General features: G+C 74.2%; 22 protein-coding genes and 5 tRNA genes. 19 read left to right on the forward strand and 8 right to left on the reverse strand.

Features of this window, described 5'->3' with window-relative positions:
- Positions 1-38: 38 nt before the first annotated feature.
- From cobT to IF27_RS18555, 3 genes are all read left to right on the forward strand, one after another.
- Positions 39-2,870 carry a nicotinate-nucleotide--dimethylbenzimidazole phosphoribosyltransferase gene (cobT, locus tag IF27_RS18545; RefSeq protein ID WP_052850778.1) on the forward strand — a complete coding sequence of 944 codons (2,832 nt, stop codon included), beginning with the start codon at positions 39-41 and terminating at the stop codon, positions 2,868-2,870.
- Positions 2,871-2,965: 95 nt separating this feature from the next.
- Positions 2,966-4,174: a uroporphyrinogen-III C-methyltransferase gene (cobA, locus tag IF27_RS18550; RefSeq protein WP_052850779.1), complete on the forward strand. Its 1,209-nt coding sequence runs from the start codon at positions 2,966-2,968 to the stop codon at positions 4,172-4,174.
- The gene (locus IF27_RS18555; protein ID WP_052850780.1) at positions 4,171-4,989 is read left to right on the forward strand and encodes a TrmH family RNA methyltransferase; all 819 of its coding nucleotides are present in this window, start codon (positions 4,171-4,173) and stop codon (positions 4,987-4,989) included. Before cobA ends, IF27_RS18555 begins: the two co-directional genes overlap by 4 nt.
- A gap of 15 nt (positions 4,990-5,004) precedes the next feature.
- Here IF27_RS18555 and IF27_RS18560 read toward each other — a convergent pair whose 3' ends face one another.
- Positions 5,005-6,054, reverse strand: coding sequence for a serine/threonine-protein kinase (locus IF27_RS18560; protein WP_052850882.1), 1,050 nt, complete (start codon positions 6,052-6,054; stop codon positions 5,005-5,007).
- A 358-nt stretch (positions 6,055-6,412) separates the two neighbouring features.
- On the opposite strand from IF27_RS18560, the gene IF27_RS31175 reads away from it, so the two are divergent.
- Positions 6,413-6,580, forward strand: a complete 168-nt coding sequence (locus tag IF27_RS31175) for a hypothetical protein (protein WP_190233015.1) — start codon at positions 6,413-6,415, stop codon at positions 6,578-6,580.
- Between the two features lie 256 nt (positions 6,581-6,836).
- On the opposite strand, the gene IF27_RS18565 is transcribed toward IF27_RS31175, so the two are convergent.
- From IF27_RS18565 to IF27_RS18580, 4 genes are all read right to left on the reverse strand, one after another.
- Positions 6,837-6,911, reverse strand: a tRNA-Val gene (locus IF27_RS18565).
- A gap of 22 nt (positions 6,912-6,933) precedes the next feature.
- Positions 6,934-7,005 (reverse strand) — tRNA-Val (locus IF27_RS18570).
- 4 nt (positions 7,006-7,009) lie between these two features.
- Positions 7,010-7,080, reverse strand: a tRNA-Cys gene (locus tag IF27_RS18575).
- Between the two features lie 23 nt (positions 7,081-7,103).
- Positions 7,104-7,176, reverse strand: a tRNA-Gly gene (locus tag IF27_RS18580).
- Between the two features lie 107 nt (positions 7,177-7,283).
- Between IF27_RS18580 and IF27_RS18585 the strand changes: the two genes are divergently transcribed.
- The 3 genes from IF27_RS18585 to IF27_RS18595 are packed head-to-tail and all read left to right on the forward strand — an operon-like array spanning position 7,284 to position 9,967.
- On the forward strand, positions 7,284-8,390 hold the full coding sequence (locus IF27_RS18585) for a chorismate-binding protein (RefSeq protein WP_052850781.1): 1,107 nt from the start codon (positions 7,284-7,286) through the stop codon (positions 8,388-8,390).
- A complete protein-coding gene (locus tag IF27_RS18590) occupies positions 8,381-9,205 on the forward strand; it encodes an aminotransferase class IV (protein WP_052850782.1) in 825 nt (274 codons plus the stop codon). The genes IF27_RS18585 and IF27_RS18590 overlap by 10 nt, the downstream gene beginning before the upstream one ends.
- Before the next feature lie 30 nt (positions 9,206-9,235).
- Positions 9,236-9,967, forward strand: coding sequence for a GNAT family N-acetyltransferase (locus tag IF27_RS18595; protein WP_052850783.1), 732 nt, complete (start codon positions 9,236-9,238; stop codon positions 9,965-9,967).
- Here IF27_RS18595 and IF27_RS18600 read toward each other — a convergent pair.
- A complete protein-coding gene (locus IF27_RS18600) occupies positions 9,949-10,467 on the reverse strand; it encodes a DsbA family protein (RefSeq protein ID WP_052850784.1) in 519 nt (172 codons plus the stop codon). The genes IF27_RS18595 and IF27_RS18600 overlap by 19 nt on opposite strands.
- A 119-nt stretch (positions 10,468-10,586) precedes the next feature.
- Here IF27_RS18600 and IF27_RS18605 point away from each other — a divergent pair, with 119 nt between their 5' ends.
- A complete protein-coding gene (locus IF27_RS18605) occupies positions 10,587-11,015 on the forward strand; it encodes a hypothetical protein (RefSeq protein WP_052850785.1) in 429 nt (142 codons plus the stop codon).
- Positions 11,016-11,131: 116 nt separating this feature from the next.
- Positions 11,132-11,329 carry a hypothetical protein gene (locus IF27_RS18610; RefSeq protein WP_052850786.1) on the forward strand — a complete coding sequence of 66 codons (198 nt, stop codon included), beginning with the start codon at positions 11,132-11,134 and terminating at the stop codon, positions 11,327-11,329.
- A gap of 128 nt (positions 11,330-11,457) precedes the next feature.
- Here the strand turns inward: IF27_RS18610 and IF27_RS18615 are convergent, their stop codons facing one another.
- A complete protein-coding gene (locus tag IF27_RS18615; protein WP_052850787.1) occupies positions 11,458-11,871 on the reverse strand; it encodes an SsgA family sporulation/cell division regulator in 414 nt (137 codons plus the stop codon).
- 159 nt (positions 11,872-12,030) lie between these two features.
- Here IF27_RS18615 and IF27_RS18620 point away from each other — a divergent pair, with 159 nt between their 5' ends.
- The 4 genes from IF27_RS18620 to IF27_RS18635 all read left to right on the forward strand — a co-directional run bounded on the left by IF27_RS18620 (position 12,031) and on the right by IF27_RS18635 (position 15,416).
- A complete protein-coding gene (locus IF27_RS18620; RefSeq protein ID WP_223291104.1) occupies positions 12,031-12,510 on the forward strand; it encodes an SRPBCC family protein in 480 nt (159 codons plus the stop codon).
- Between the two features lie 46 nt (positions 12,511-12,556).
- A tRNA-Val gene (locus IF27_RS18625) sits at positions 12,557-12,628 on the forward strand.
- A gap of 176 nt (positions 12,629-12,804) precedes the next feature.
- Positions 12,805-14,784, forward strand: a complete 1,980-nt coding sequence (gene thrS, locus IF27_RS18630) for a threonine--tRNA ligase (RefSeq protein ID WP_052850789.1) — start codon at positions 12,805-12,807, stop codon at positions 14,782-14,784.
- A gap of 74 nt (positions 14,785-14,858) precedes the next feature.
- Complete coding sequence (locus tag IF27_RS18635; RefSeq protein ID WP_052850790.1) at positions 14,859-15,416, forward strand: HIT family protein; 558 nt, start codon at positions 14,859-14,861, stop codon at positions 15,414-15,416.
- Positions 15,417-15,459: 43 nt separating this feature from the next.
- Here IF27_RS18635 and IF27_RS18640 read toward each other — a convergent pair whose 3' ends face one another.
- Entirely contained in the window at positions 15,460-17,130 is a 1,671-nt protein-coding gene (locus tag IF27_RS18640) for a hypothetical protein (protein WP_052850791.1), read from the reverse strand.
- Between the two features lie 264 nt (positions 17,131-17,394).
- Between IF27_RS18640 and pgsA the strand changes: the two genes are divergently transcribed.
- The 6 genes from pgsA to pdxT all read left to right on the forward strand — a co-directional run bounded on the left by pgsA (position 17,395) and on the right by pdxT (position 22,558).
- Complete coding sequence (gene pgsA, locus IF27_RS18645) at positions 17,395-18,063, forward strand: phosphatidylinositol phosphate synthase (RefSeq protein ID WP_052850792.1); 669 nt, start codon at positions 17,395-17,397, stop codon at positions 18,061-18,063.
- Complete coding sequence (locus IF27_RS18650) at positions 18,060-18,959, forward strand: phosphatidylinositol mannoside acyltransferase (protein WP_052850793.1); 900 nt, start codon at positions 18,060-18,062, stop codon at positions 18,957-18,959. The genes pgsA and IF27_RS18650 overlap by 4 nt, the downstream gene beginning before the upstream one ends.
- Before the next feature lie 67 nt (positions 18,960-19,026).
- On the forward strand, positions 19,027-20,187 hold the full coding sequence (locus IF27_RS18655) for a glycosyltransferase family 4 protein (RefSeq protein ID WP_052850794.1): 1,161 nt from the start codon (positions 19,027-19,029) through the stop codon (positions 20,185-20,187).
- Positions 20,188-20,205: 18 nt separating this feature from the next.
- The gene (locus tag IF27_RS18660; RefSeq protein WP_052850795.1) at positions 20,206-20,784 is read left to right on the forward strand and encodes a hypothetical protein; all 579 of its coding nucleotides are present in this window, start codon (positions 20,206-20,208) and stop codon (positions 20,782-20,784) included.
- Between the two features lie 230 nt (positions 20,785-21,014).
- Positions 21,015-21,926 carry a pyridoxal 5'-phosphate synthase lyase subunit PdxS gene (gene pdxS / locus IF27_RS18665; protein WP_052850796.1) on the forward strand — a complete coding sequence of 304 codons (912 nt, stop codon included), beginning with the start codon at positions 21,015-21,017 and terminating at the stop codon, positions 21,924-21,926.
- Between the two features lie 17 nt (positions 21,927-21,943).
- A complete protein-coding gene (gene pdxT, locus IF27_RS18670; protein WP_052850797.1) occupies positions 21,944-22,558 on the forward strand; it encodes a pyridoxal 5'-phosphate synthase glutaminase subunit PdxT in 615 nt (204 codons plus the stop codon).
- The last annotated feature ends 60 nt before the right edge of the window (positions 22,559-22,618 follow it).

Raw genomic sequence — 22,618 nt, forward strand, 5'->3', positions numbered from 1 at the left:
GGGTGGGAAGGAGCACGTGCGATGGGCGAGGTGGACGCGTGACGGAGCCCGGCCGACTTCCCGACGGGGGAGTGCAGGAGCAGCCGGGCGGCGTGCCCGGACTAGGGGATCAGCCGGTGATGTCCCCGGCGCCGTTCCCCTTCCCCGGCGACCCGGACGAGGCGGCCGAGGCGGAGGACCAGGAGGACGAGGACCTGCTCATGCCGGGGACGACCGGCGCGTGGGGCGAGGCCGCGGCGGGACCGCGTCCCGTGACCCAGGCGGTCCCGCACCCCGTGGCCGCGCGGCCCTCGGCGACGCCGACCGAGCCCGAGTACCTGGACGTGGCCGCCGCCGAGGCGGCGCAGGCCGGATGGCAGCAGCCCGTCGAACGGCTGCCTGAGCACGAGGCGGTCCCCGTGGCGGCGCCCGAGCAGGCCGCCGTGCCCGTGCCCGTGCCGCTCGCGGCCGTGCCCGAAGTCCCCGCGGAGCAGCCCGTCCTGGACGCGCCCGTCACGCCGGAGCCCGTCGAGCCCCCCGTGCCTGCCGAGACCCCTGTGCCCGTCGCGCCCGTCGTGGCACCGGCCGAGCCCGTGGCGTCCGAGCCCGTCGCGCCGGAAACCCCGGCACCCCTCGCGCTGGTCCCCGAGACGGCCGCGCCCGAAACGCCCGTCCCCGTCGCAGAGGTGGCGGCCGTCGCTGACGTGGCGGTCCCCGAGGCACCGCTCCCCGCCCCGGCCGAGACGCCCGTCCCTGCCGAGGCCACCGCCACGCCCGAGCCCGAGCCCGTCGCTCCGCCCCCGGCGGCCGAGGAGGCACCGGCCCCCGAGGCCGTCCCCGACGCCGCGCAGCCGGTCGTCGCGCACGAGGAACCGGCCGCGCAGGCCGTGCCCGCCGCGCAGGACGCGCCCCCCACCGACGCCGAACCGCCCGCGCCCGCACCGGAGTCGGCGCCGCCCGTCGCCGAACAGCCGGAGCCGCAGCCGGAACCCGCGCCCGACCCCGAGCAGCCGCAGCCCGCGCCCGTCGCCGAACTGCCCGCTCCCGCGCCCGACGCCGAGCCCGCCCCGGTCCACGACCCGGCCGCGCAGACCGTCCTGCTCCCCTCGCCCCGCGCCCCCGAGCCCGCCCCGCAGGCCGCGCCCCCGCCGCCCGCCGCCGCGCCGCCCGCCCCCGGCTACTCCGAGCCCGACCGCGACGCCGTCCACCGCGTCATGCGTGAACGCCGCGACGTCCCCGACGGCTTCCGCCCCGACCCCATCCCGGACGACGTCCTCCTGCGCGTCCTCGAAGCGGCCCACACCGCCCCCAGCGCGGGCCTGTCCCAGCCCTGGGACTTCGTCATCATCCGCTCGCCCGAGACCCGCCGCGCCGTCCACACCCTGGCCGGGCAGCAGCGCGACGCCTACGCCAAGTCCCTCCCCAAGGCGCGCGCCAAGCAGTTCAAGGAGCTGAGCGTCGAGGCCATCCTCGACACCCCCGTCAACATCGTCGTCACCGCCGACCCCACGCGCGGCGGACGCCAGACCCTCGGCCGCAGCACCCAGCCGCAGCTCGCGCCGCACTCGTCCGCCCTCGCGGTCGAGAACCTCTGGCTCGCCGCCCGCGCCGAGGGACTCGGCGTCGGCTGGGTCGGCTTCTTCGACGAGCGCGAACTCGTCCGCGCCCTCGACCTCCCCGGCCACCTGGAGATCGTCGCGTACCTGTGCGTCGGCTACGTGGACGCCTTCCCCGGCGACGACCGCGCCCCCGACGCCCCCACCCGGCGGCCCCTCTCCTGGGTCGTGCACGAGGAGTCGTACGGCCGCCGCGCCCTGCCGGGCGCCGAGCCGCACGACCTGCTGAGCGAGACCCTCGCCGAGATCCGCCCGCTCGACGCCCAGGCCCTCGGCGAGGCGTGGGAGCGCCAGAAGCGCATGACCAAGCCCGCCGGGGCGCTCGGCGCGCTGGAGATCATCTCGGCCCAGCTGTGCGGCCTGTCCCGCAGCTGCCCCCCGCCCGTGCCCGAGCCCGCCGCCGTCGCCGTCTTCGCGGGCGACCACGGCGTCCACGCCCAGGGCGTCACCCCCTGGCCCCAGGAGGTGACCACCCAGATGGTGGCCAACTTCCTCGGCGGCGGCGCGGTCTGCAACGCGTTCGCCAGCCAGGTCGGCGCCGAGGTCTGCGTGATCGACGTCGGCGTCCGCGGCGAACTGCCGCCGGGCGCCGGGCTCATGCCCCGCCGTGTCAGGGCGGGCACCGCCGACTTCACGGCGGGTCCCGCGATGACCCGCGAGGAGGCGCTGCGGGCCGTCGAGGTCGGCATCGAGACGGCCCGCGACCTCGTCGCCGCCGGGAACAGGGCCCTGCTCACCGGCGAGATGGGCATCGCCAACACGACCGTCTCCGCCGCCCTGGTGGCCGCCTTCACCGGCGCCGACCCCTCCGAGGTCACCGGCCGCGGCACCGGGATCGACGACGAGACGCACGCCCGCAAGGTCGAGGTCGTCCGCCGCGCGCTGCAACTGCACCAGCCCGACCCCGCCGACCCCCTCGGCACCCTCGCCGCCGTCGGCGGCCTGGAGCACGCGGCGCTGACCGGCTTCATCCTCGGCGGCGCCTCCCTGCGCGTCCCGGTGATCCTGGACGGGGTGACGGCGGGCGCCGCCGCGCTGGTCGCCCGCGTGATCTCGCCCGAGGCCGTCGCCGTCTGCATCGCGGGTCACCGCAGCGCCGAGCCGGGACACCTCGCCGCGCTGACGGCGCTCGGCCTGCGCCCGCTCGTCGATCTCGACCTGCGGCTCGGCGAGGGCACCGGCGCCCTGCTCGCCCTGCCCGTCGTGCAGAGCGCCGCCCGCGCCATGCGCGAGGTCGCCACCTTCGACTCGGCGGGCGTCACCGACAAGAACTGACCCGCGCCCCCCGCCGTAAGGTGGGGGGAACCGAGCCGCTCCGACGCCGCAGCGGCGTCCGGCCTGCCCCGAGCCGTCAAGGAGCCGCACCACCGATGTCCGACCACTCCGCCTACCCCGTGGGCCTGCGCCTCGCGGGCCGCCGCGTCGTCGTCCTCGGCGGCGGCACCGTGGCCCAGCGGCGGCTGCCCGCGCTGCTCGCCGCGGGCGCCGACGTCCTCCTGGTCGCCCCGGCCGTCACCCCCTCCGTCCAGGCCATGGCCGAGGCGGGGGAGCTGCGCTGGGAGCGGCGCGGCTACCGCCCGGGCGACCTCGCCGACGCGTGGTACGCCCTCGTCGCGACCGACGCCCCGGAGGTGAACGCCGCCGCGTCCGCCGAGGCCGACGAGCGCCGCGTGTGGTGCGTCCGCAGCGACAGCGCCAAGGACGCCACGGCCTGGACGCCCGCCACCGGCCACAGCGACGGCGTGACCGTCGCCGTCCTCACCGGCCGCGACCCCCGCCGCTCCGCCGCCGTCCGCGACGCCGTCGTGGAGGGGCTGCGCGACGGCTCCCTCGCCGCCCGCCCGCACCGCGACCGGCTCGCGGGCGTCGCCCTCGTCGGCGGCGGCCCCGGCGACCCCGACCTCATCACCGTCCGGGGCCGCAGGCTGCTCGCCGAGGCGGACGTGGTCGTCGCCGACCGCCTCGGCCCGCGCGACCTCCTCGGCGAACTGCCGCCGCACGTCGAGGTCATCGACGCGGCGAAGATCCCCTACGGCCGTGCCATGGCGCAGGACGCCATCAACGACACGCTGATCGAGCACGCCCGCGCGGGCCGCCGCGTCGTCCGTCTCAAGGGCGGCGACCCGTTCGTCTTCGGCCGCGGCATGGAGGAGGCGTCCGCGCTCGCCGCCGCCGGGGTCCCCGTCACGGTGGTGCCCGGCGTCACCAGCGCCATCGCCGTTCCCGCCGTCGCGGGCATCCCGGTGACGCACCGGGGCGTGGCGCACGAGTTCACCGTCGTCAGCGGTCACGTGGCGCCCGACGACCCGCGCTCCCTCGTGGACTGGAAGGCGCTCGCCGCCCTGCGCGGCACCCTCGTCGTCCTCATGGCCGTCGAGCGGATCGGCGCCATCGCCGACACGCTGATGCGCCACGGCCGCCCCGCCGCGACGCCCGCCGCCGTCGTCCAGGAGGGCACGACGCCCGCCCAGCGCCGCGTGGACGCGCCACTGTCCGAGATCGCCCGCCGGGTCGCTGACGAGGGCATACGGCCGCCCGCCATCGTGGTCATCGGCGACGTCGTGGCGGTGACCGCGTGACGACCACACCCGTCCCCGTCCCGGTGTCCGACGCGGCCGACCCCCGGCTGGCCGACTACACGGCGCTGACCGACGTCGCCCTGCGCCGCCGCAAGGAACCGGCCGAGGGCCTGTTCATGGCCGAGGGCGAGAAGGTCATCCGCCGCGCCCTGCGCGCCGGTTACCCGATGCGCTCCATGCTGCTGACGCCCCGCTGGGCCGACGCGATGCGGGACGTCGTCGAGACCTCGGGCGCGCCCGTGTACCTGGTCGAGCCCGAGACGGCGGAACGCGTCACCGGCTACCACGTCCACCGCGGCGCCCTCGCCGCCATGGGCCGCAGGCCGCTGCCGACCGCCGCGGAACTGCTGGCAGGGGCCCGCCGCCTGGCCGTCCTCGAAGCCGTCAACGACCACACGAACGTCGGCGCCGTCTTCCGGGGCGCCGCCGCCCTCGGCCTCGACGGCGTCCTGCTCTCCCCGGACTGCGCCGACCCGCTGTACCGCCGCTCGGTCAAGGTCTCCATGGGCGCCGTCTTCTCCCTGCCCTACGCGCGCCTCGACCGCTGGCCCCACGGCCTCGGCGACGTCACGGCCGCCGGTTTCCGCCTGCTCGCGCTCACCCCCGACGCGCGCGCCCGCGACATCGCCGAGGTCGCCGCCGAGTGCCGCACGGAACGGGTCGCGCTCCTGCTCGGCGCGGAGGGCGACGGCCTCACCCCCCGGGCGCTCGCGGCGGCCGACACCCTGGTCCGCATCCCCATGTCGCACGGCGTGGACTCGCTGAACGTCGCCGCGGCGGCGGCCGTCGCGTTCTACGCCGTCACCGCCGCCTGACCGGCCCGCGCCCCGCTACACCGGCCCCTGGCAGCCCTGCGCGGCGGCGATGCCGAGCGCCACGAACAGCGTGACGGTCACGAACACCACGAGCCGCTGCCGCAGCAGCCGCCTGTCCACACCGCGCTTCCGCGCCCCCGGGCGCGGTCTCGGCCTGGGCCGCTCGGGGCGGCGCGGCCCCGGCGCGGGCGCGGGACGGTCGGGCCGCACCCGCGCCGCCGCCGGTACGCGCTGCCCCACGCCGCGTGCCTCACGGGTCGCGATCTCCTTCAGCCGCAGCGACAGCTGGAGGGTACTCGGCCGTTCCTTCGGCGACTTGGACAGGCAGGAGCGCAGCAGGGGCGCCAGCGCGGCCGGGACGCCGTCGAGTTGCGGCTCCTCGTGCACCACCCGGTAGAGCATGACCTCGGAACTGCCCTGCCCGAACGGCGAGTCGCCCAGCGCCGCGTAGGCCAGCGTCGCGCCGAGCGAGAACACGTCGGAGGCCGGGGTGACGCCCTGTCCGCGCACCTGCTCGGGCGCCAGGAAGCCGGGGGAGCCCACCGCCGTGCCGACGTGCGTGAGCGTGCTCGCCCCGGTGGACCAGGCGATGCCGAAGTCGATGATCCGGGGGCCCTTGGGCGACAGGAGGATGTTGGAGGGCTTGAGGTCCCGGTGGACGACGCCCGCCTCGTGCACCGCCACCAGGCCCTCCGCGAGCGCCGCACCGATCGCGGCGGTCTCGGCGGCGGACAGCGGCCCGACCTCGGCCACCTTGTCGTGCAGCGAGGGGCCCGGCACGTACTGCGTGGCGAACCACGGCTTCGGCGCATCGAGATCGGCGGCCACCAGCCGGGCCGTGCAGCCGCCGCGGATGCGCCGCGCGGCCGACACCTCCCGGGCGAACCGGGAGCGGAACTCCTGGTCCTCCGCGAGATCCGGCCGGATCACCTTGAGTGCCACCCGCTGTCCGCGCCGGTCCGAGCCGAGGTAGACCACCCCCATGCCACCCGCGCCCAGGCGCCGGTGGAGCCGGAACGCGCCGATGACTCGCGGGTCCTCGCGCCGGAGCCGCATCATCGCCATGTCCACCTCGCTGCCCCGTCCTTGTGATGAGCCACAGCTTACGGACTGTGCGGGCCGAGCAGTGAGAAGGCCGCGCGCGGGGATGTCACCGGTCGGCGCGCGTGGCGCCGGGAGCGGCGCCGACGGGGGGCGACGAGCCGTCCCCTGGGGGAAAACCCGGGCTCACGTCGCGGCACCTCCACCCTGGGGTGTAGCCCCGTGCCCCGGCATCCTCCTGCGGGAGGCCCCCAGGTCGGTACGCCGGGCTGACGCCGGGTGCGGCCCCCGCCGCCTACTGTGGTGATCAAGCGGCGGGCGCAGTACTCGTCCCCCGAGGTCACCCGCCCGCCGCCCTCAACATGACGACAGGAGAGACGAGATGGCCCAGACGGCACTCCGGCCCAGCAGCCGCACGAGCGCCCGGCGTCATCCGCTGGTGGCCACCGCCATGGTGCTGCCGCTGGCTCTCGCCCTGGCCGTCATGACTGGCGGCGTCGAAGCCGTCGTCACACAGGCGTCGTCCGTGGCCGGCTTGCTGGGGCGCTGAGCGGCGCCCCAGGCCCGAGAGAGCGGCTCGGGCCGGGGACACCGGCGAAAACCCCGTGGGGACGGGGGTACGGCGGACGGCATATGTGCCCGGGACAGCTGGGGAGCTGTCCCGGGCACAGCGTATGCCCGGAAGGCCCACCGCGGGGCCATGTTCCGCACATTCGTTCACGAACGGTCCGGCGCGTGCACCGAACCGGCAGAAGACAGACACAGAAGGGCCGGAGAGCGAACGCTCTCCGGCCCTTCTGTGTCTGTGGTGCGCGATACTGGGATTGAACCAGTGACCTCTTCCGTGTCAGGGAAGCGCTCTCCCGCTGAGCTAATCGCGCGGGCGGATCCCGAAGGATCCCGTGGACGATACTGGGATTGAACCAGTGACCTCTTCCGTGTCAGGGAAGCGCTCTCCCGCTGAGCTAATCGTCCTCCGAGGTGGAGACGGGATTTGAACCCGTGTAGACGGCTTTGCAGGCCGTTGCCTCGCCTCTCGGCCACTCCACCGCACAGGGGCGGTACCCCCATCGAGCGGACGACGAGACTCGAACTCGCGACCCCCACCTTGGCAAGGTGGTGCTCTACCAACTGAGCTACGTCCGCACTTGGTACTTCCCTGGTCACTTCCGTGTTCCGGGGACGTCATGAACTCTAGCGGATTCACCGGCCAGCTCAAACTCGGTACCCGGCAGCCGCCTAGACTCGCACGCGTGCCCGACTTCTCCCCGATGGCCCGCCTCGGCGGATTCCTCGCCACCGGACTGCGTGACGTGACCCGTGACCCGGCCGCCCTCGACTCCACCGGCTGGTGGGCCGTGGTCGCGGGCGACGACGGCGCGCCCCTGTGCGCGCGGTTCGCCGACGTACGCCCCGCCCCGCCGCCCGCCGTGGTGCCCGGCCGCTGGCGCGGCCCCCACCGCGACGCCTGGTCCAGCTCCCTCGACCGCGCCGCGTACATGGCCGGGGTCACCCGCGTCCGCGAGCACATCGCCGCGGGCACCGTCTACCAGGTCAACCTCTGCCGCGTCCTGTCCGCGCCGCTGCCGCCAGGACCCGAGCCGGACATCGACGCCCTCACCGCCCTCCTCGCGCACGGCCACGACGCCCGCCACGCGGGCACCGTCCGGCTGCCCGCGCACGGCGTCGAGATAGCCACCGCGTCACCCGAACTCTTCCTCGGCCGCAGGGGCGACCTCGTCGAGTCGGGCCCCATCAAGGGCACCGCCCGCACCGCCGACGCGTTCCTCCCCAAGGACCGTGCCGAGAACGTGATGATCGCCGACCTGGTCCGCAACGACCTCGGCCGCGTCTGCGCACCCGGCTCCGTCACCGTCCCCGGCCTGTGCGTCCCCGAGCCGTACCCCGGGCTCGTCCACCTCGTCTCGACCGTCGCGGGCCGCCTCACGCCCGGCGCGGGCTGGCCCGCACTCCTCGACGCCGCCTTCCCGCCCGGCTCCGTCACCGGCGCGCCCAAGTCGAGCGCGCTGCGCGTCATCGCCGAGCTGGAGACGGCGCCGCGCGGCCCCTACTGCGGCGCCGTCGGCTGGGTGGACGCGGACCGTGGCACGGCCGGACTGGCCGTCGCCATCCGCACGTTCTGGCTCGACCGCTCCGCCGGTACGCCCGTCCTGCGCTTCGGCGCCGGCGCGGGCATCACCTGGGACTCCGACCCGGCGGGGGAGTGGGCCGAGACCGAACTGAAGGCCGCGCGCCTGCTCGCGATAGCGTCGGCGCCTGACGGGACGGACGGCGGTGCCCGCGTGGACGGACACCGCGACGAGCAGCGGGACGAGAGTAGGGAGCCCTCATGGCGCTGATCTGGCTGGACGGCGGGCTGCGTGACGCCGACAGCGCGCGCGTCTCCGTCCACGACCACGGACTGACGGTCGGCGACGGCGTGTTCGAGACGCTGAAGACGGTCGCGGGACGGCCGTTCGCCCTGCGCCGCCACCTCGACCGGCTCGCCGTCTCCGCCGCGGGGCTCGGGCTGCCCGAGCCCGACCGCGACGAGGTGGCCCGTGCCTGCGCCGCCGTGCTCGACGCCGTGCCGCTGCCGCTCGGCCGCCTGCGCGTCACCTACACCGGCGGCCCTGGCCCCTTCGGCTCCGACCGGGGCGACGGCCGCCCCACCCTCGTCGTCGCCCACGTCGAGACACCGCGCCGCCCTGACACGACCGCCGTCGTCACCGTCCCGTGGACGCGCAACGAACGCGGCGCCCTCGCCGGGCTCAAGACGACCTCCTACGCCGAGAACGTCATCGCGCTCGCCCGCGCCCGCCAACAGGCCGCGTCCGAGGCACTGTTCCCCAACACGGCCGGCCACCTGTGCGAGGGCACCGGCACGAACGTCTTCGTCGTCCTCGACGGCGAACTCCACACGCCGCCGCTGTCCTCCGGCTGCCTCGCCGGGGTCACGCGCGCCCTCGTCCTCGAATGGACCGGTGCCCGCGAGACCGAACTCCCCATGGACAGCCTGGAGTCGGCCGACGAGATCTTCCTGACGTCCTCGACGCGCGACGTCCAGGCCGTCCGCCGCGTGGACGGCCGCGAACTGCCCACGGCCCCTGGACCGGTGACCGCCGAGGCCCTGCGCGTGTTCACCGAGCGGTCCGCCGCCGACATCGACCCGTGACGGGCGGCGTCCCCGGGTAGGGATCACGCGATGACGACGACGCTCCGCCCGGACGGGCCCCAGACCCCCACCCCCGGCGGCGGCCGGACCCGCTCCTACCGCATCAGGGTCAACGGCCGCGACGCCGGAGGGCTCGTCCTCGCCTCCGACGGCCCACGGCCCGCCACCGGCCGGATCGTGCGCCTGACCGTGGACGAGGCGGACCGCCGCCGAGGCCGGGGCACCGTCGCGGCGCTCGCCGCGGAGGAGATCCTGCGGGACTGGGGATGCGCCGACGCGGGGGCCGTCGTCCCCGCCGACGCCACGACCGCCCTGCGCCTGGCCGCCTCCCTCGGCTGGACCGAGCGCGCCCGCACCTTCGGCAAGCCGCTCCCCGGCCAGGAGCAGCCCGGCCGGGAGCGGCCCGCGCAGGAGCCGTCAGGCCCGTTCGTGCGCGTACTGCGCGAGGAGGACACCGGCGAGACCCTCGGCACGGTCCGCATGTCCCCGACCGGTGGACCGCCCGACGGCGCCGGCGCGCACGTCCACTCACTCACCGTCGCCGAGGCCCACCGCGGCCGGGGCCACGTCCGCGCGCTGCTGCTGCTCGCCGAGGAGACCGCCCGCGCCGCAGGCCGCCCCGGCATCGGCGTCACGCTCCCGCTGCCCGCGCCGTACGGCGCCCCGGAACCCGGCGTCCCCGACCCCACGCGGGCCGACCGCCTCCTGCGCGCGCTCGGCTACCGGCCGACCGCGCACCATGTCTACAAATCGCTCCGCTGAGACAGCAACGACCCGGCGATCCCCGCGATCCGTTCCCGCAGACCCTCCTGGCTGCGCCCGCCGTCCAGCCGCTGCCCGCCGATCACGTACGTCGGCGTGCCCGTCACCCCGAGCGCCTGCCCCTCCGCGTGGTCGGCGTCCACCGCCAGCAGGTGGCGGCCGTCGATCAGCGCCGTGTCCACCTCGGCCGCGTCCATCCCCAGCTCGGCCGCCAGCTCGGTCAGCAGCCGGGGACCGCGCTCGCCCAGCTCGCCGGTGCGCGCCAGCAGCGCCGTCCAGTACGCCTCGCCGTGCCCCTGCGCGTACGCCTCCTCGGCCGCCTGGGCGGCGGCCAGCGCGTGCGGGTGGCTCGCCAGCGGAAAATGGCGCCTGCGCAGCTCCAGCGCGTCACCGAACTGTTCCCGCAGCGCCCGCACGTCGGACTCGGCGCGGTGACAGTCGGGGCACTGGAGGTCGCACCACATGTCCAGCACGACGGGCCGGGGGCTGCTCTCAGTCATGCCGCACAGTCTCCCAGACCCCGGAAGGACCCTGTCACGTGCCGGGGATCACCCGGAGATCTCCCCGATACCGCGTACGGACGATGGCTTCCCGGGCGACGGCGCGGCAGGATGGAAAGATGCTGATCGGCACCGCTTGCACCCTTCTGACCGCCGCGGGCCTCGGGATCTCCTTCCTCGTGGCACGCCGCCGCCGCTACGCCACCGCCCTGCGGCTGGCCGCGCTCTCGCTGCTCCCCGTGGGCCTGGCCATGACGGGGGTGGTCCGCTTCGTGGTCAACATGACGTTCAACCCCGTGGCCTGGGCGGGCTTCGGCGTCCTGGCGTTCGCCGTGCTGCTGTTCCTCTCCGGCCGCCTCGCGGACGGCCGCGGCCGTCCCGCCAAGGCGACGGCCCAGGCCCCGGCCCCCGCCGCCGACCTGCCCGCGGGACGCCGCACGGGCGGGCGGAAGGCCGTGCGCGGCGGCCCGGCCACGAGCGGCGCGGCCACCGGCGGAGGCGAGGACTTCTCGGACATCGAGGCCATCCTCAAGAAGCACGGCATCTGACCCCCTACCGCCGTAGCACGCCCACACGGGCGGAATCCCGGAATTCGCCGAAAGGCGCCGCAAAGAGGGCCTGTTGATCGCCCGCGGTGACGCGGCTGGGTCATGATCGCCGCGTCATGCCGTACATCACCGGGGAGCAGCACGCTCCCGACACGACCGCCCTGCCCCTCACGCCGCCGGACCCGCCCCCCGGCGATCCCGCGCAGCGGCGCGGCTGCCTGTATGCCCTGTCCCAGCCGCCGCTGATGCTCTTCCTCACCGTCATCGGCGCCCTGCTGCTCATCGCGGGGGTGCACGATCAGTTCGTCCTGTGAGACCGCCGCACGCCCCCGGCCGCACAACGCGGCGCCGCCGCGGGAGGTCCCGCGGCGGCGCCGCGCCGTGTCGTCGCCGGCCCCACACCGTCGCCCCGAGTCAGACGGCATGGGGGACCGGCGGGTCTCTAACTCTCCGCGAGGATGTGCGAGAGTTCCGAGTCGAGGTCGAAGTGACGGTGTTCCGTACCGGGCGGGACAGCGGCGTCCGTCCGCTTCAGGAACGATTCCAGTGCCCGGGCCGGGGCCTCAAGCAGTGCCTCACCCTCCGGAGAGCTCAGGGCGATGCAGACCACGCCCTGACCATGACTCCTGGAGGGCCACACCCGGACGTCTCCGGTGCCGGTGGGCCTGTGCAGCCCTTCGGCGAGGAGATCCCGGGCGAAAACCCATTCGACAGTTTCCTCGGCTCCGGTGTGAAACGTCGCATGTACGGCGTAGGGGTCCGCCGTGTCATACCGCAGCCCCGCGGGTACAGGTAGTGAGGACTCGCTCGATACGACGAGGCGCAGGTGCAGCTCGCAGCTGACCGTGGTGTTCATAAGCGCCAGGGCCTTTCGCTCAGTGTGCGCTCGGGGATTCGCACGTCGGCCAAATCGACATGCCACGTACTCGCCGGTTGTAAACGCCTCTGCCCTAATTGCGGGGGTTAATCTCATTCCAATGGGCGAATGAAGATAAGTGATATAGCAGGAGACGACTTGAACGCACGGGGGTCCGCCGACCGCTTCAGGTTCTCGACGACGTGGTCGGTGCCCGCGCCGCCCGGCGCCGTCTTCGAGGCCGTCGCGACACCGGAGGACTACCCGCGGTGGTGGCGCGAGGTCCGGGAGGTGACGCGGACGGGACCCGACGGTGGCCACTGCCGCTTCCGCTCGGCGCTGCCCGTGGACCTGCGCGTCACCGTCCGGGCGGTCCGCCGCGATCCGGCGGCCGGGGTCCTGGAGATCGCGCTCACCGGGCAGCTCGACGGCCGGATGACCTGGACCGTCACGGCGGCCGACGGGCCGGGCGGCGGCTCGCTCGTGCGCGTCGAGCAGGACACCGCCCTGCTCCACCCCCTGCTGCGCCGCCTCCCCCGCGCCGCGCGCCCCCTCCTGCGCGCCAACCACGCGTGGATGATGCGGTCGGGGGAGCGCGGCCTGCGCGCCTGGCTGCGGAAGCATTTGGACGACGGGTGACCCGCCCTGTATGGTTCTTCCCGTGCCGCAAGGCACAAGCCCACAGGGGCGATTAGCTCAGCGGGAGAGCGCTTCGTTCACACCGAAGAGGTCACTGGTTCGATCCCAGTATCGCCCACCCCTGTATGAAGGCGGCCCGGTTCCACCGTCACGGTGAGCCGGGCCGCTTTTCGTGCGTCCCCCCCGTCCGCGGGGCGGCGTGCGACCGCTTCGCCCCGGGGGTCGCCCCCTCGGTACGATGCGGAACTGCGCGGCCCCCGCCGCGCCCAGTCAGCCGTGAGTCAGGAGAGACCGGTGTCGGACGTCCGTGTGACCATCCAGCGCGATTCCGAGCGGGAAGAACGCGTGGTGACCACGGGAACGACGGCCGCCGCGCTCTTCGAGGGCGACCGTTCCGTCGTCGCCGTACGCGCCGGGGACCGGCTGCGTGACCTCGCCTGGGAGCCCGCCGACGGCGACGTGGTCGAGCCCGTGACGCTCGACTCCCCGGACGGTCTCGACATCCTGCGGCACTCCACCGCGCACGTCATGGCCCAGGCCGTGCAGGAGCTGTTCCCCGAGGCCAAGCTCGGCATCGGGCCGCCCATCAGGGACGGTTTCTACTACGACTTCGACGTCGCCGAGCCGTTCACGCCCGACGACCTCGGCCGCATCGAGAAGCGGATGCAGCAGATCCAGAAGCAGGGGCAGCGCTTCGAGCGCCGCGTCGTCAGCGACGACGAGGCGCGCGCCGAACTCGCGGGCGAGCCCTACAAGCTGGAGCTGATCGGCCTCAAGGGCGCCGCCGCCGACGCGGCCGACGGCGCGGGCGCCGAGGTCGGCGCGGGTGAGCTGACGATCTACGACAACGTGGACGCGAAGAGCGGCGACCTGTGCTGGAAGGACCTGTGCCGGGGCCCGCACCTGCCCACCACCCGCCTCATCCCCGCCTTCAAGCTGATGCGCAGCGCCGCCGCCTACTGGCGCGGCAGCGAGCGCAACCCGCAGCTCCAGCGCATCTACGGCACGGCCTGGCCCTCGCGTGACGAGCTGAAGGCCCATCTCGCCTTTCTCGCCGAGGCGGAGAAGCGTGACCACCGGCGGCTCGGCACCGAACTCGACCTGTTCTCGATCCCGGAGGAGCTGGGTTCAGGGCTCGCGGTGTTCCATCCGAAGGGCGGGACCGTCCGCCGGGTGATGGAGGACTACTCGCGGCGCCGTCACGAGGAATCCGGCTACGAATTCGTCAACACGCCGCACATCAGCAAGCGGAAGCTCTTCGAGATCTCGGGGCATCTGCCGAACTACGCGGAATCCATGTTCCCGCCCATGGAATTCGAAGGCCAGGATTATTATCTCAAGGCCATGAACTGCCCGATGCACAATCTGATTTTCCGGGCACGCGGCCGGTCCTACCGTGAATTGCCGCTGCGGCTGTTCGAGTTCGGCACCGTCTACCGGTACGAGAAGTCGGGCGTCGTCCACGGCCTCACCCGTGCCCGTGGGTTCACCCAGGACGACTCCCACATCTACGCCACCAAGGAGCAGATGCCGGACGAGCTGGACGCCCTGCTCACCTTCGTCCTGAACCTGCTGCGCGACTACGGCCTGTCGGACTTCTACCTGGAGCTGTCCACCCGGGGCGACTCGGAGAAGTTCATCGGCGAGGCCGAGGAGTGGGCCGAGGCCACCGACGCGCTGCGCGAGGCGGCGGGCAAGCAGGGCCTCGAACTCGTCCTCGACCCCGGTGGCGCCGCGTACTACGGCCCCAAGATCTCCGTGCAGGCCAGGGACGCCATCGGCCGCACCTGGCAGATGTCCACCATCCAGGTGGACTTCCAGCAGCCCAAGCGCTTCGGCCTGGAGTACACCGCGGCCGACGGCTCCCGGCAGACCCCGGTGATGATCCACCGGGCGCTCTTCGGCTCCATCGAGCGCTTCTTCGCCGTCCTGCTGGAGCACTACGCGGGCGTCTTCCCGCCGTGGCTGGCCCCCGTGCAGGCGGTCGGCATCCCGATCGGCGACGGGCACGTCCCGTACCTGGAGGAGTTCGCCGCCGAGGCGAAGGCGCTGGGGCTGCGCGTCGAGGTGGACGGCTCGTCCGACCGCATGCAGAAGAAGATCAGGAACGCCCAGAAGGCCAAGATCCCCTTCATGGTCATCGCGGGCGACGACGACATCGCCCAGGGCGCGGTCAGCTTCCGCTACCGCGACGGCTCGCAGAAGAACGGTGTCCCGCGCGCCGAGGCCCTCCAGGAGATCGCCGAGGCGGTCCGCACCCGCGCCCAGGTCTGAGCGGCACGTCCCGGGGCGGCGGTCGTCCGCCCCGGGACCCCGCACCCGGCAGCCGCGTGCCGTCCGTACGCCATATGCTGACGGCCATGAGCAGCGAGCCGGAGCAGCAGATCGGAGTCGGGACGCCGGACGCGTTCCAGCGCCTGTGGACCCCCCACCGGATGGCCTACATCCAGGGCGAGGGGAAGCCGACGGGACCCGGCGCCGGCGACGGCTGTCCGTTCTGCGTGATCCCCGGCAAGAGCGACGAGGACGGGCTGATCACCGCCCGCGGCGAGAGCGTCTACGCGGTGCTGAACCTGTACCCGTACAACGGCGGGCACCTCCTGGTGGTGCCCTACCGGCACGTCGCCGACTACACGGACCTGACCGGTCCCGAGACCGCCGAGCTGGCCGAGCTGACGAAGCAGGCCATGACCGCGATCCGTACCGCCTCCGGGGCCCACGGCTTCAACATCGGCATCAACCAGGGCGTGGCCGCCGGGGCGGGCATCGCGCCGCACCTGCACCAGCACGTCGTGCCGCGCTGGGGCGGTGACGCCAACTTCATGCCGGTCGTCGGCCACACCAGGGTGCTGCCGCAACTGCTCGCCGACACCCGGCGGATGCTCGCCGCCGCCTGGCCCGCCTGACCCGCCCCGTCCCGCCGCGCGGCACCACCGCGCGGCGGCGGGCTCACATGTTGTACTCGTCCGCCTGACGCGGCTCGGCGGCCTCCACCTGGCCGCTCAGCGCCTGCGAGCGGCTGTCGAACGGCGCGACCTCGACGCCGTTCTCCGCCAGCACCTTTATGGCCGCCGCGTGCGCCACGCGCAGCACGGGCGTCGCCGTCCGCAGCACGTCGTCCACCATGAAGCGGTGCCGCCACGGCTTCTCCGCCCAGGTGTGCCGCAGGCCGAACGGCTCCGGCAGGCTGATCGTGCCGCCCCACTTGTCCAGCTGCGCGGGGAACCACGTCAGCGGCGCCCGCGCCGCCAGCCGCACCACCTCGCGCGGTTTCACCAGCGGCAGGTCCTGCTTGCGCTTCTTCCACGGGCGCAGCGGGTCGCGGAACTCGCGGCTCTCCGTGGAAGGACCCTTGCGGAACCAGCCGTTCAGCGGCCCGAGGGCGTGCCCGGTCACCTCGATGCGCAGCGTGTGGTGGAGCACCGTCACACTGATCATCATGGTGATGATCAGCTCACCGTCCCACAGCACGAACTGCGCGCCGACGTAGTGCCGGTCGCCCTTGTCGTACTGCTGCTCGTTGCAGATGCGCTGCACCTCGATGTTGCTGAAGCTGAACCCGTCGGCCGCCGGGCCGTCGGGCCGCGACACCTCGCCCGCGCCCTCGCCCACGTGCCGCACGACCCAGTGCACTATCGACGGCGGCGTGAAACCGCCCGTGTGCAGCGGACCGCGCTCCAGCATCCGCAGCTGGTCACCGATGGCCCGCGCGACGTCCCAGCTGCGGAATGGGTCGATCTCCCGGCCCGCGGCCTTCGGGCGCAGCTCCTCGGCCAACTGCCAGCTGCCCCAGCGCACGCCCATGCCCAGTATCCCCTTGGGCCCGGCGTAGTGGACCATGTTGCTGGCCTGCTCCGCCCGCAGCTTCGCGAGGCCGACGCGCAGCCGCTCCGCCTCGGCGTCGTTGGGGTTGCGCGGCACGGCCTCGGGGATGCGCGCGCCCGCCCCGCCGCCGCCGAGCAGCGCCGACCAGTGCGCCCGCAGGTTCTTCGCCGTGCGCTCGCAGATCTCGCGCGCCAGCAGCCAGCCGAGGACAGGGGCGGGCAGCACCGCCCACACGTACAGCTGCACCACGCCGTCCACGGGCAGCCGCAGCACCGCCAGCACGGCGAGCCCGGCGATCATGAACAGCAGCAGCGTGCCCAGCGCGCCCGCGCGGCGGCCCTGGGAGCCCGCGAACGTGCGCCGCAGCTGGAACAGCCCCAGCCACACCAGCACGCCTGGCAGGAAGAGCACGCCGAACGCCACCATGATCGCCGTGAGCTGCCGGTCCCGCTGCTTGCGGATGCGCTTCGCGTTGAGCGCGTGCTCGACGACCGTCTGCGGGTCCACGCCGAAGGACTGCACGAGCGGCTTGCGGCCGTCCCCCAGCATCCGCTTCTCCACGGCGCGCGTGAACGCCTCGCCGAGGTTCGGCTCCAGCAGGGAGAAGCGGCCCGTCTTGACCTCGGCCGCCTCGTTGGGCGTCCTGATCTCCTCGGGCGGCGAGTCCCGGTACGCCACGGAGGCGATCGCGCTCGCCACCCCCGTCAGCCCGCTGCCCACCCCTGACAGGGGCACCTGGGCGCCGGGCGCGAAGTCGAACTCCACTCCCGTCGCGCCGCCGTCCAGACCCGCCATGGGCACCCCCAGCTCTCGACCACCGCCGAACACCGGCCGCTGACAGGGCAGTTCCCCAGCGCCGGGCCGCACACACCTGAACCGCCGCAAGCCTAGCGGCGCCGAGCCCCCCTCACCCGGCGCGCGGACCATCTCCGGCCAACTTCCCGCACCCCCGCCGTCCCCCCGCCGACGGGCGCCGCACGGGCCAGGCGGCGGCGTGACTACGATGGGGCACCCCGGTGGCCGCCCGACAGCGCGGTCGCTCCGAACCCTGGGAAGGACATGCTCAACAAGTACGCGCGGGCCTTTTTCACGCGTGTCCTCACGCCGTTCGCCGCCCTGCTGATCCGCCTGCGCGTGACCCCCGACATGGTCACCCTCATAGGGACGGCCGGGGTGATGGCGGGCGCGCTGGTCTTCTTCCCCCGGGGCGAGTTCTTCTGGGGCACGGTCGTGATCACGCTGTTCGTCTTCTCGGACCTCGTGGACGGCAACATGGCCCGCCAGATCGGCACGTCGAGCCGCTGGGGCGCCTTCCTCGACTCCACACTCGACCGGGTCGCCGACGCGGCGATCTTCTCCGGCATCGCCCTGTGGTACGCCGGGCAGGGTGACGACGAGACGCTGTGCGCCGTCGCCCTCTTCTGCCTCGCCAGCGGCCAGGTCGTCTCCTACACCAAGGCACGCGGCGAGAGCATCGGCATGCCGGTCAAGGTCAACGGTCTCGTGGAGCGCGCCGAACGCCTCGTCATCACCCTCGTCCTCGCCGGCTTCGCCGGATGGGAGCGCACGTTCGACGTCCCGCACATCGGCGTCCTGCTGCCGATCGCCCTGTGGGTCGTCGCGGCGGGCAGCCTCGTCACGCTCGTCCAGCGCATGGTCACCGTGCGCCGGGAGGCGGCCGAGGCCGACGCGGCGGAGGCCGCGGCGAAGGGACACGGCACGGCATGAGGGAACGCCTCTCCGACGCCCTCTACGGCCTCGGCTGGAGCGCCGTCAAACGCCTCCCGGAACCGGCGGCCATGGCCCTGGGCCGCCGCATCGCCGACACGGCGTGGCGCCGCCGGGGGAGGGCGGTGCTGCGCCTTGAGTCCAACCTCGCCCGCGTCGTCCCCGACGCGGACCCCGCGCGGCTGCGCGAGCTGTCCCGGGCCGGGATGCGCAGCTACCTGCGCTACTGGATCGAGTCGTTCCGGCTCCCCGTCTACGGACCCGAGCGCCGCAGGACCGCCTTCGCGCCCGCCGACGCCCACCTGCTCACCGACGGGCTCGCCTCGGGACGCGGCGTCGTCCTCGCCCTGCCCCACATGGGCAACTGGGACCTCGCCGGGGCCTGGGTCGTCACGGCGCTCGAAACGCCCTTCGCGACCGTCCAGGAACGGCTGAAGCCCGAGTCCCTCTTCGACCGGTTCGTCGCCTACCGCGAAGGGCTCGGCATGGAGGTGCTGCCGCACACCGGCGGCGCCTCGTTCGGCACCCTCGCGCGGCGGCTGCGCGCGGGCGGCCTCGTCTGCCTCGTCGCCGACCGCGACCTCACCCGCTCCGGGGTCGAGGTCGAGTTCTTCGGCGAGACGGCCCGCATGCCCGCGGGCCCCGCGCTGCTCGCGCAGCAGACCGGCGCGCTGCTCCTCCCCGTGAGCCTGTGGTACGACGACTCACCGGTGATGCGGGGACGCGTCCACCCGCCGGTCCCCGTGCCCGACACTGGTACGCGTGCGGAGAAGACCGCCGTCATGACGCAGGCCCTGGCCGACACGTTCGCCGGGGCCATCGCCGCCCACCCCGAGGACTGGCACATGCTCCAGCGGATGTGGCCGGGCGACATCCCCCCACGCGCCGGGCGGTGACGTGGCACGGCGGACGGGAGCGGTGGTCGAGGCGGAACCAGCTGAAGCGGGCGAGAAGGAGCACGGCATGAGGATCGGCATCGTCTGCCCCTACTCCTGGGACGTGCCGGGCGGTGTCCAGTTCCACGTGCGGGACCTCGCCGAGCACCTGATCAGGCTCGGCCACACCGTCTCCGTACTGGCCCCGGCCGACGACGACACCCCCCTGCCGCCGTACGCCGTGTGCGCCGGGCGCGCCGTGCCCGTGCCCTACAACGGCTCCGTCGCACGGCTCAACTTCGGCTTCCTGTCCGCCGCGCGCGTCCGCCGCTGGGTGCACGAGGGCGACTTCGACGTCCTGCACGTCCACGAGCCCGCCACCCCCTCCCTGGCGCTGCTCACCTGCTGGGCGGCGCGCGGACCGATCGTCGCCACCTTCCACACGTCCAACCCGCGCTCCCGCGCGATGATCGCCGCCTACCCGATGCTCCAGCCCGCGCTGGAGAAGATCAGCGCCCGCATCGCCGTCAGCGAGTACGCCCGCCGTACCCTCGTCGAGCACCTCGGCGGCGACGCCGTCGTCATCCCGAACGGCGTGGACGTCGGCTTCTTCGCCCGCGCCGAGCCGAAGCCCGAGTGGCAGGGCGACACCATCGGGTTCGTCGGGCGCATCGACGAGCCGCGCAAGGGCCTTCCCGTCCTGATGCGCGCCCTCCCCGCCATCCTCACCGAGCGGCCCCGCACGCGGCTCCTCGTCGCGGGCCGCGGCGACGCCGAGGAGGCCGTCGCCGGACTGCCGCGCGAGATGCGCGACCGCGTCGAGTTCCTCGGCATGGTCAGCGACGAGGACAAGGCGCGGCTCCTGCGCAGCGTGGACCTGTACGTCGCCCCCAACACGGGTGGCGAGAGCTTCGGCATCATCCTGGTCGAGGCGCTGTCGGCGGGCGCGCCCGTCCTCGCCAGCGACCTCGACGCGTTCGCGCAGGTCCTGGACGGCGGCGCCGCGGGGGAGCTGTTCCCGAACGAGGACGCCGACGCCCTCGCCGCGGCGGCCGTGCGGCTGCTCGGCGCGCCGGGGCGCCTGGCCGAACTGCGCGCGCGCGGCAGCGCCCACGTACGCCGCTTCGACTGGTCCACGGTCGGCGCCGACATCCTCGCCGTCTACGAGACGGTGACCGCGGGCGCGGGCGCCGTCGCCCCCGACGACAGGACCGGGCTGCTGGGGCGGCTCGGCTTCGCCCGCGACTGACCACTAGGGTGGCCCGGCGTGACCACCGTCATCTGGATCGTCGTCGCGCTCGTCCTCTTCGCGGGCTACCTCAGCTGGACCGCCGGACGGCTCGACCGCCTGCACGCCCGCTTGGACGCCGCCCGCGCGGCCCTCGACGCCCAACTGCTGCGCCGCGCCTCCATCGCGCAGGAACTCGCCACCGCCGGGGTCTTCGACCCCGCCGCCTCGATGGTCCTCTACCAGGCCGCGCACACCGCGCGCCTGGCCCCGGAGGAACAGCGGGAGGTCGCGGAGAACGAGCTGAGCCAGGCCCTGCGCGCCGTCCTGTCCGACAGCACCCAGTTCCGCGTCGTGCAGGACGCGCCGGGCGGCGACGCGACGGCCGACGAGCTGGCCGCCGCCGTACGCCGCGTGCCGATGGCCCGGCGCTTCCACAACGACGGGGTCCGCGCCACGCGGGCCCTGCGGCGGCACCGGATGGTCCGGTGGTTCCGGCTGGCGGGCCACGCGCCGTTCCCCATGGCGTTCGAGATGGACGACGAGCCGCCGCCCGTCGTGGTCGAGTACGCGGCCGGGCGGCTCGGGCCCGGCCAGGGCTCCGCGCCGCGCGGCTGAGGCGCGGGCCGGCCACCGGTCCACCCGGGGGTGATTGGCCCTTTCCCCGGGGGCCACCGGCGCGGTTCCCTGGAGAGGTGGCACCGGCCGTCCACGCGCCACCACGGCCCCGTGGACGCCGTACGAACGGGCTTACGATGGAGTGGGCGTCCCGTCGCGTTTTCCGGCGGTACGTCCCGAATCGCCGCCCGTCCGTCCCATCCGTCGAACCGCCGAGTGAGGTCGAATCCGTGAGCACGCCCCCCAGCACCCCGCAGGCCCCCGAGACCGGCACCGCCCGCGTCAAGCGCGGCATGGCCGAGCAGCTCAAGGGCGGGGTGATCATGGACGTCGTCACCCCGGAGCAGGCGCGGATCGCCGAGGACGCGGGCGCCGTCGCCGTCATGGCGCTGGAGCGCGTCCCGGCCGACATCCGCAAGGACGGCGGCGTGGCCCGCATGTCCGACCCGGACATGATCGACGGCATCATCGAGGCGGTCTCCATCCCGGTGATGGCCAAGTCCCGCATCGGCCACCTCGTCGAGGCGCAGGTCCTCCAGGCGCTCGGCGTGGACTACATCGACGAGTCCGAGGTCCTGACCCCGGCCGACGAGGTCAACCACACCGACAAGTGGGCCTTCACCACTCCGTTCGTCTGCGGCGCCACCAACCTCGGCGAGGCCCTGCGCCGCATCTCCGAGGGCGCGGCGATGATCCGCTCCAAGGGCGAGGCCGGTACCGGCAACGTGGTCGAGGCCGTCCGCCACATGCGGCAGATCAAGGGCGACATCGGCCGCCTGCGCGCCCTCGACAACAACGAGCTGTTCGCCGCGGCGAAGGAGCTGCGCGCCCCGTACGAGCTGGTCCGCGAGGTCGCCGAGCTGGGCAAGCTGCCCGTCGTCCTCTTCTCCGCGGGCGGCGTGGCCACCCCCGCCGACGCCGCCCTGATGCGCCAGCTCGGCGCCGAGGGCGTCTTCGTCGGCTCCGGCATCTTCAAGTCGGGCGACCCGGCCAAGCGCGCCGCCGCCATCGTGAAGGCCACCACCTTCTTCGACGACCCGAAGGTGATCGCGGACGTCTCCCGCGGCCTCGGCGAGGCGATGGTCGGCATCAACATCGACGTCCTGCCCGAGGGTGAGCGCTACGCCACCCGCGGCTGGTGAGCGGGGGGCCCGCGCACGTGACCGGTCCCGTCGTCGGCGTCCTCGCCCTCCAGGGCGACGTCCGTGAGCACCTCACCGCGCTGGCGGCCGTCGGCGCGGTGCCCCGGCAGGTCCGCAGGCCGGAGGAACTGGCCGCCGTGGACGGCCTGGTGATCCCGGGCGGCGAGTCCACCACGATCTTCAAGCTCGCCGCCGCCTTCGGGCTGCTGGAGCCGCTGCGCGAGCGGGTGCGTGCCGGGCTGCCCGTCTACGGCTCGTGCGCGGGCATGATCATGCTGGCCGACAAGATCCTCGACCCGCGCTCGGGCCAGGAGACGGTCGGCGGCATCGACATGATCGTGCGGCGCAACGCCTTCGGGCGGCAGAACGAGTCGTTCGAGGCGGCCGTGGAGGTGGCCGGGGTGCCCGGCGGCCCGGTGGAGGGCGTCTTCATCCGGGCCCCGTGGGTCGAGTCCACCGGCGCCGCCGCCGAGATCCTGGCGGAGCACGAGGGCCACCCCGTCGCCGTCCGGCAGGGGCGTCTGCTCGCCACCGCGTTCCACCCGGAACTGACGGGCGACCACCGTGTGCACCGGCTGTTCGTCGGGATGATCACCGAAGCCGGTGGCGCGACGGGCGCGGACGGTGCGTGACCCGTGGTAGCGGGCTGCCGGTAGGATCACCACGTCGGTTGAAGTTCTGGTGACATCGAA

This window comes from Streptomyces avicenniae (assembly GCF_000719135.1).
Classification (GTDB): domain Bacteria; phylum Actinomycetota; class Actinomycetes; order Streptomycetales; family Streptomycetaceae; genus Streptomyces; species Streptomyces avicenniae.

What these genes read in the sequence shown, in the direction of transcription:
- IF27_RS18655 (WP_052850794.1), top strand. Translation starts at nt 19,027, where the DNA reads ATGAGGATCGGCATCGTCTGCCCCTACTCCTGGGACGTGCCGGGCGGT.
- pgsA (WP_052850792.1), top strand. Translation starts at nt 17,395, where the DNA reads ATGCTCAACAAGTACGCGCGGGCCTTTTTCACGCGTGTCCTCACGCCG.
- IF27_RS18560 (WP_052850882.1), bottom strand. Translation starts at nt 6,054, where the DNA reads ATGGCGATGATGCGGCTCCGGCGCGAGGACCCGCGAGTCATCGGCGCG.
- IF27_RS18610 (WP_052850786.1), top strand. Translation starts at nt 11,132, where the DNA reads ATGCCGTACATCACCGGGGAGCAGCACGCTCCCGACACGACCGCCCTG.
- IF27_RS18615 (WP_052850787.1), bottom strand. Translation starts at nt 11,871, where the DNA reads ATGAACACCACGGTCAGCTGCGAGCTGCACCTGCGCCTCGTCGTATCG.
- IF27_RS18640 (WP_052850791.1), bottom strand. Translation starts at nt 17,130, where the DNA reads ATGGCGGGTCTGGACGGCGGCGCGACGGGAGTGGAGTTCGACTTCGCG.
- IF27_RS18650 (WP_052850793.1), top strand. Translation starts at nt 18,060, where the DNA reads ATGAGGGAACGCCTCTCCGACGCCCTCTACGGCCTCGGCTGGAGCGCC.
- cobA (WP_052850779.1), top strand. Translation starts at nt 2,966, where the DNA reads ATGTCCGACCACTCCGCCTACCCCGTGGGCCTGCGCCTCGCGGGCCGC.
- IF27_RS18605 (WP_052850785.1), top strand. Translation starts at nt 10,587, where the DNA reads ATGCTGATCGGCACCGCTTGCACCCTTCTGACCGCCGCGGGCCTCGGG.
- IF27_RS18600 (WP_052850784.1), bottom strand. Translation starts at nt 10,467, where the DNA reads ATGACTGAGAGCAGCCCCCGGCCCGTCGTGCTGGACATGTGGTGCGAC.
- IF27_RS18590 (WP_052850782.1), top strand. Translation starts at nt 8,381, where the DNA reads ATGGCGCTGATCTGGCTGGACGGCGGGCTGCGTGACGCCGACAGCGCG.
- IF27_RS18595 (WP_052850783.1), top strand. Translation starts at nt 9,236, where the DNA reads ATGACGACGACGCTCCGCCCGGACGGGCCCCAGACCCCCACCCCCGGC.
- IF27_RS31175 (WP_190233015.1), top strand. Translation starts at nt 6,413, where the DNA reads ATGGCCCAGACGGCACTCCGGCCCAGCAGCCGCACGAGCGCCCGGCGT.
- IF27_RS18635 (WP_052850790.1), top strand. Translation starts at nt 14,859, where the DNA reads ATGCTGACGGCCATGAGCAGCGAGCCGGAGCAGCAGATCGGAGTCGGG.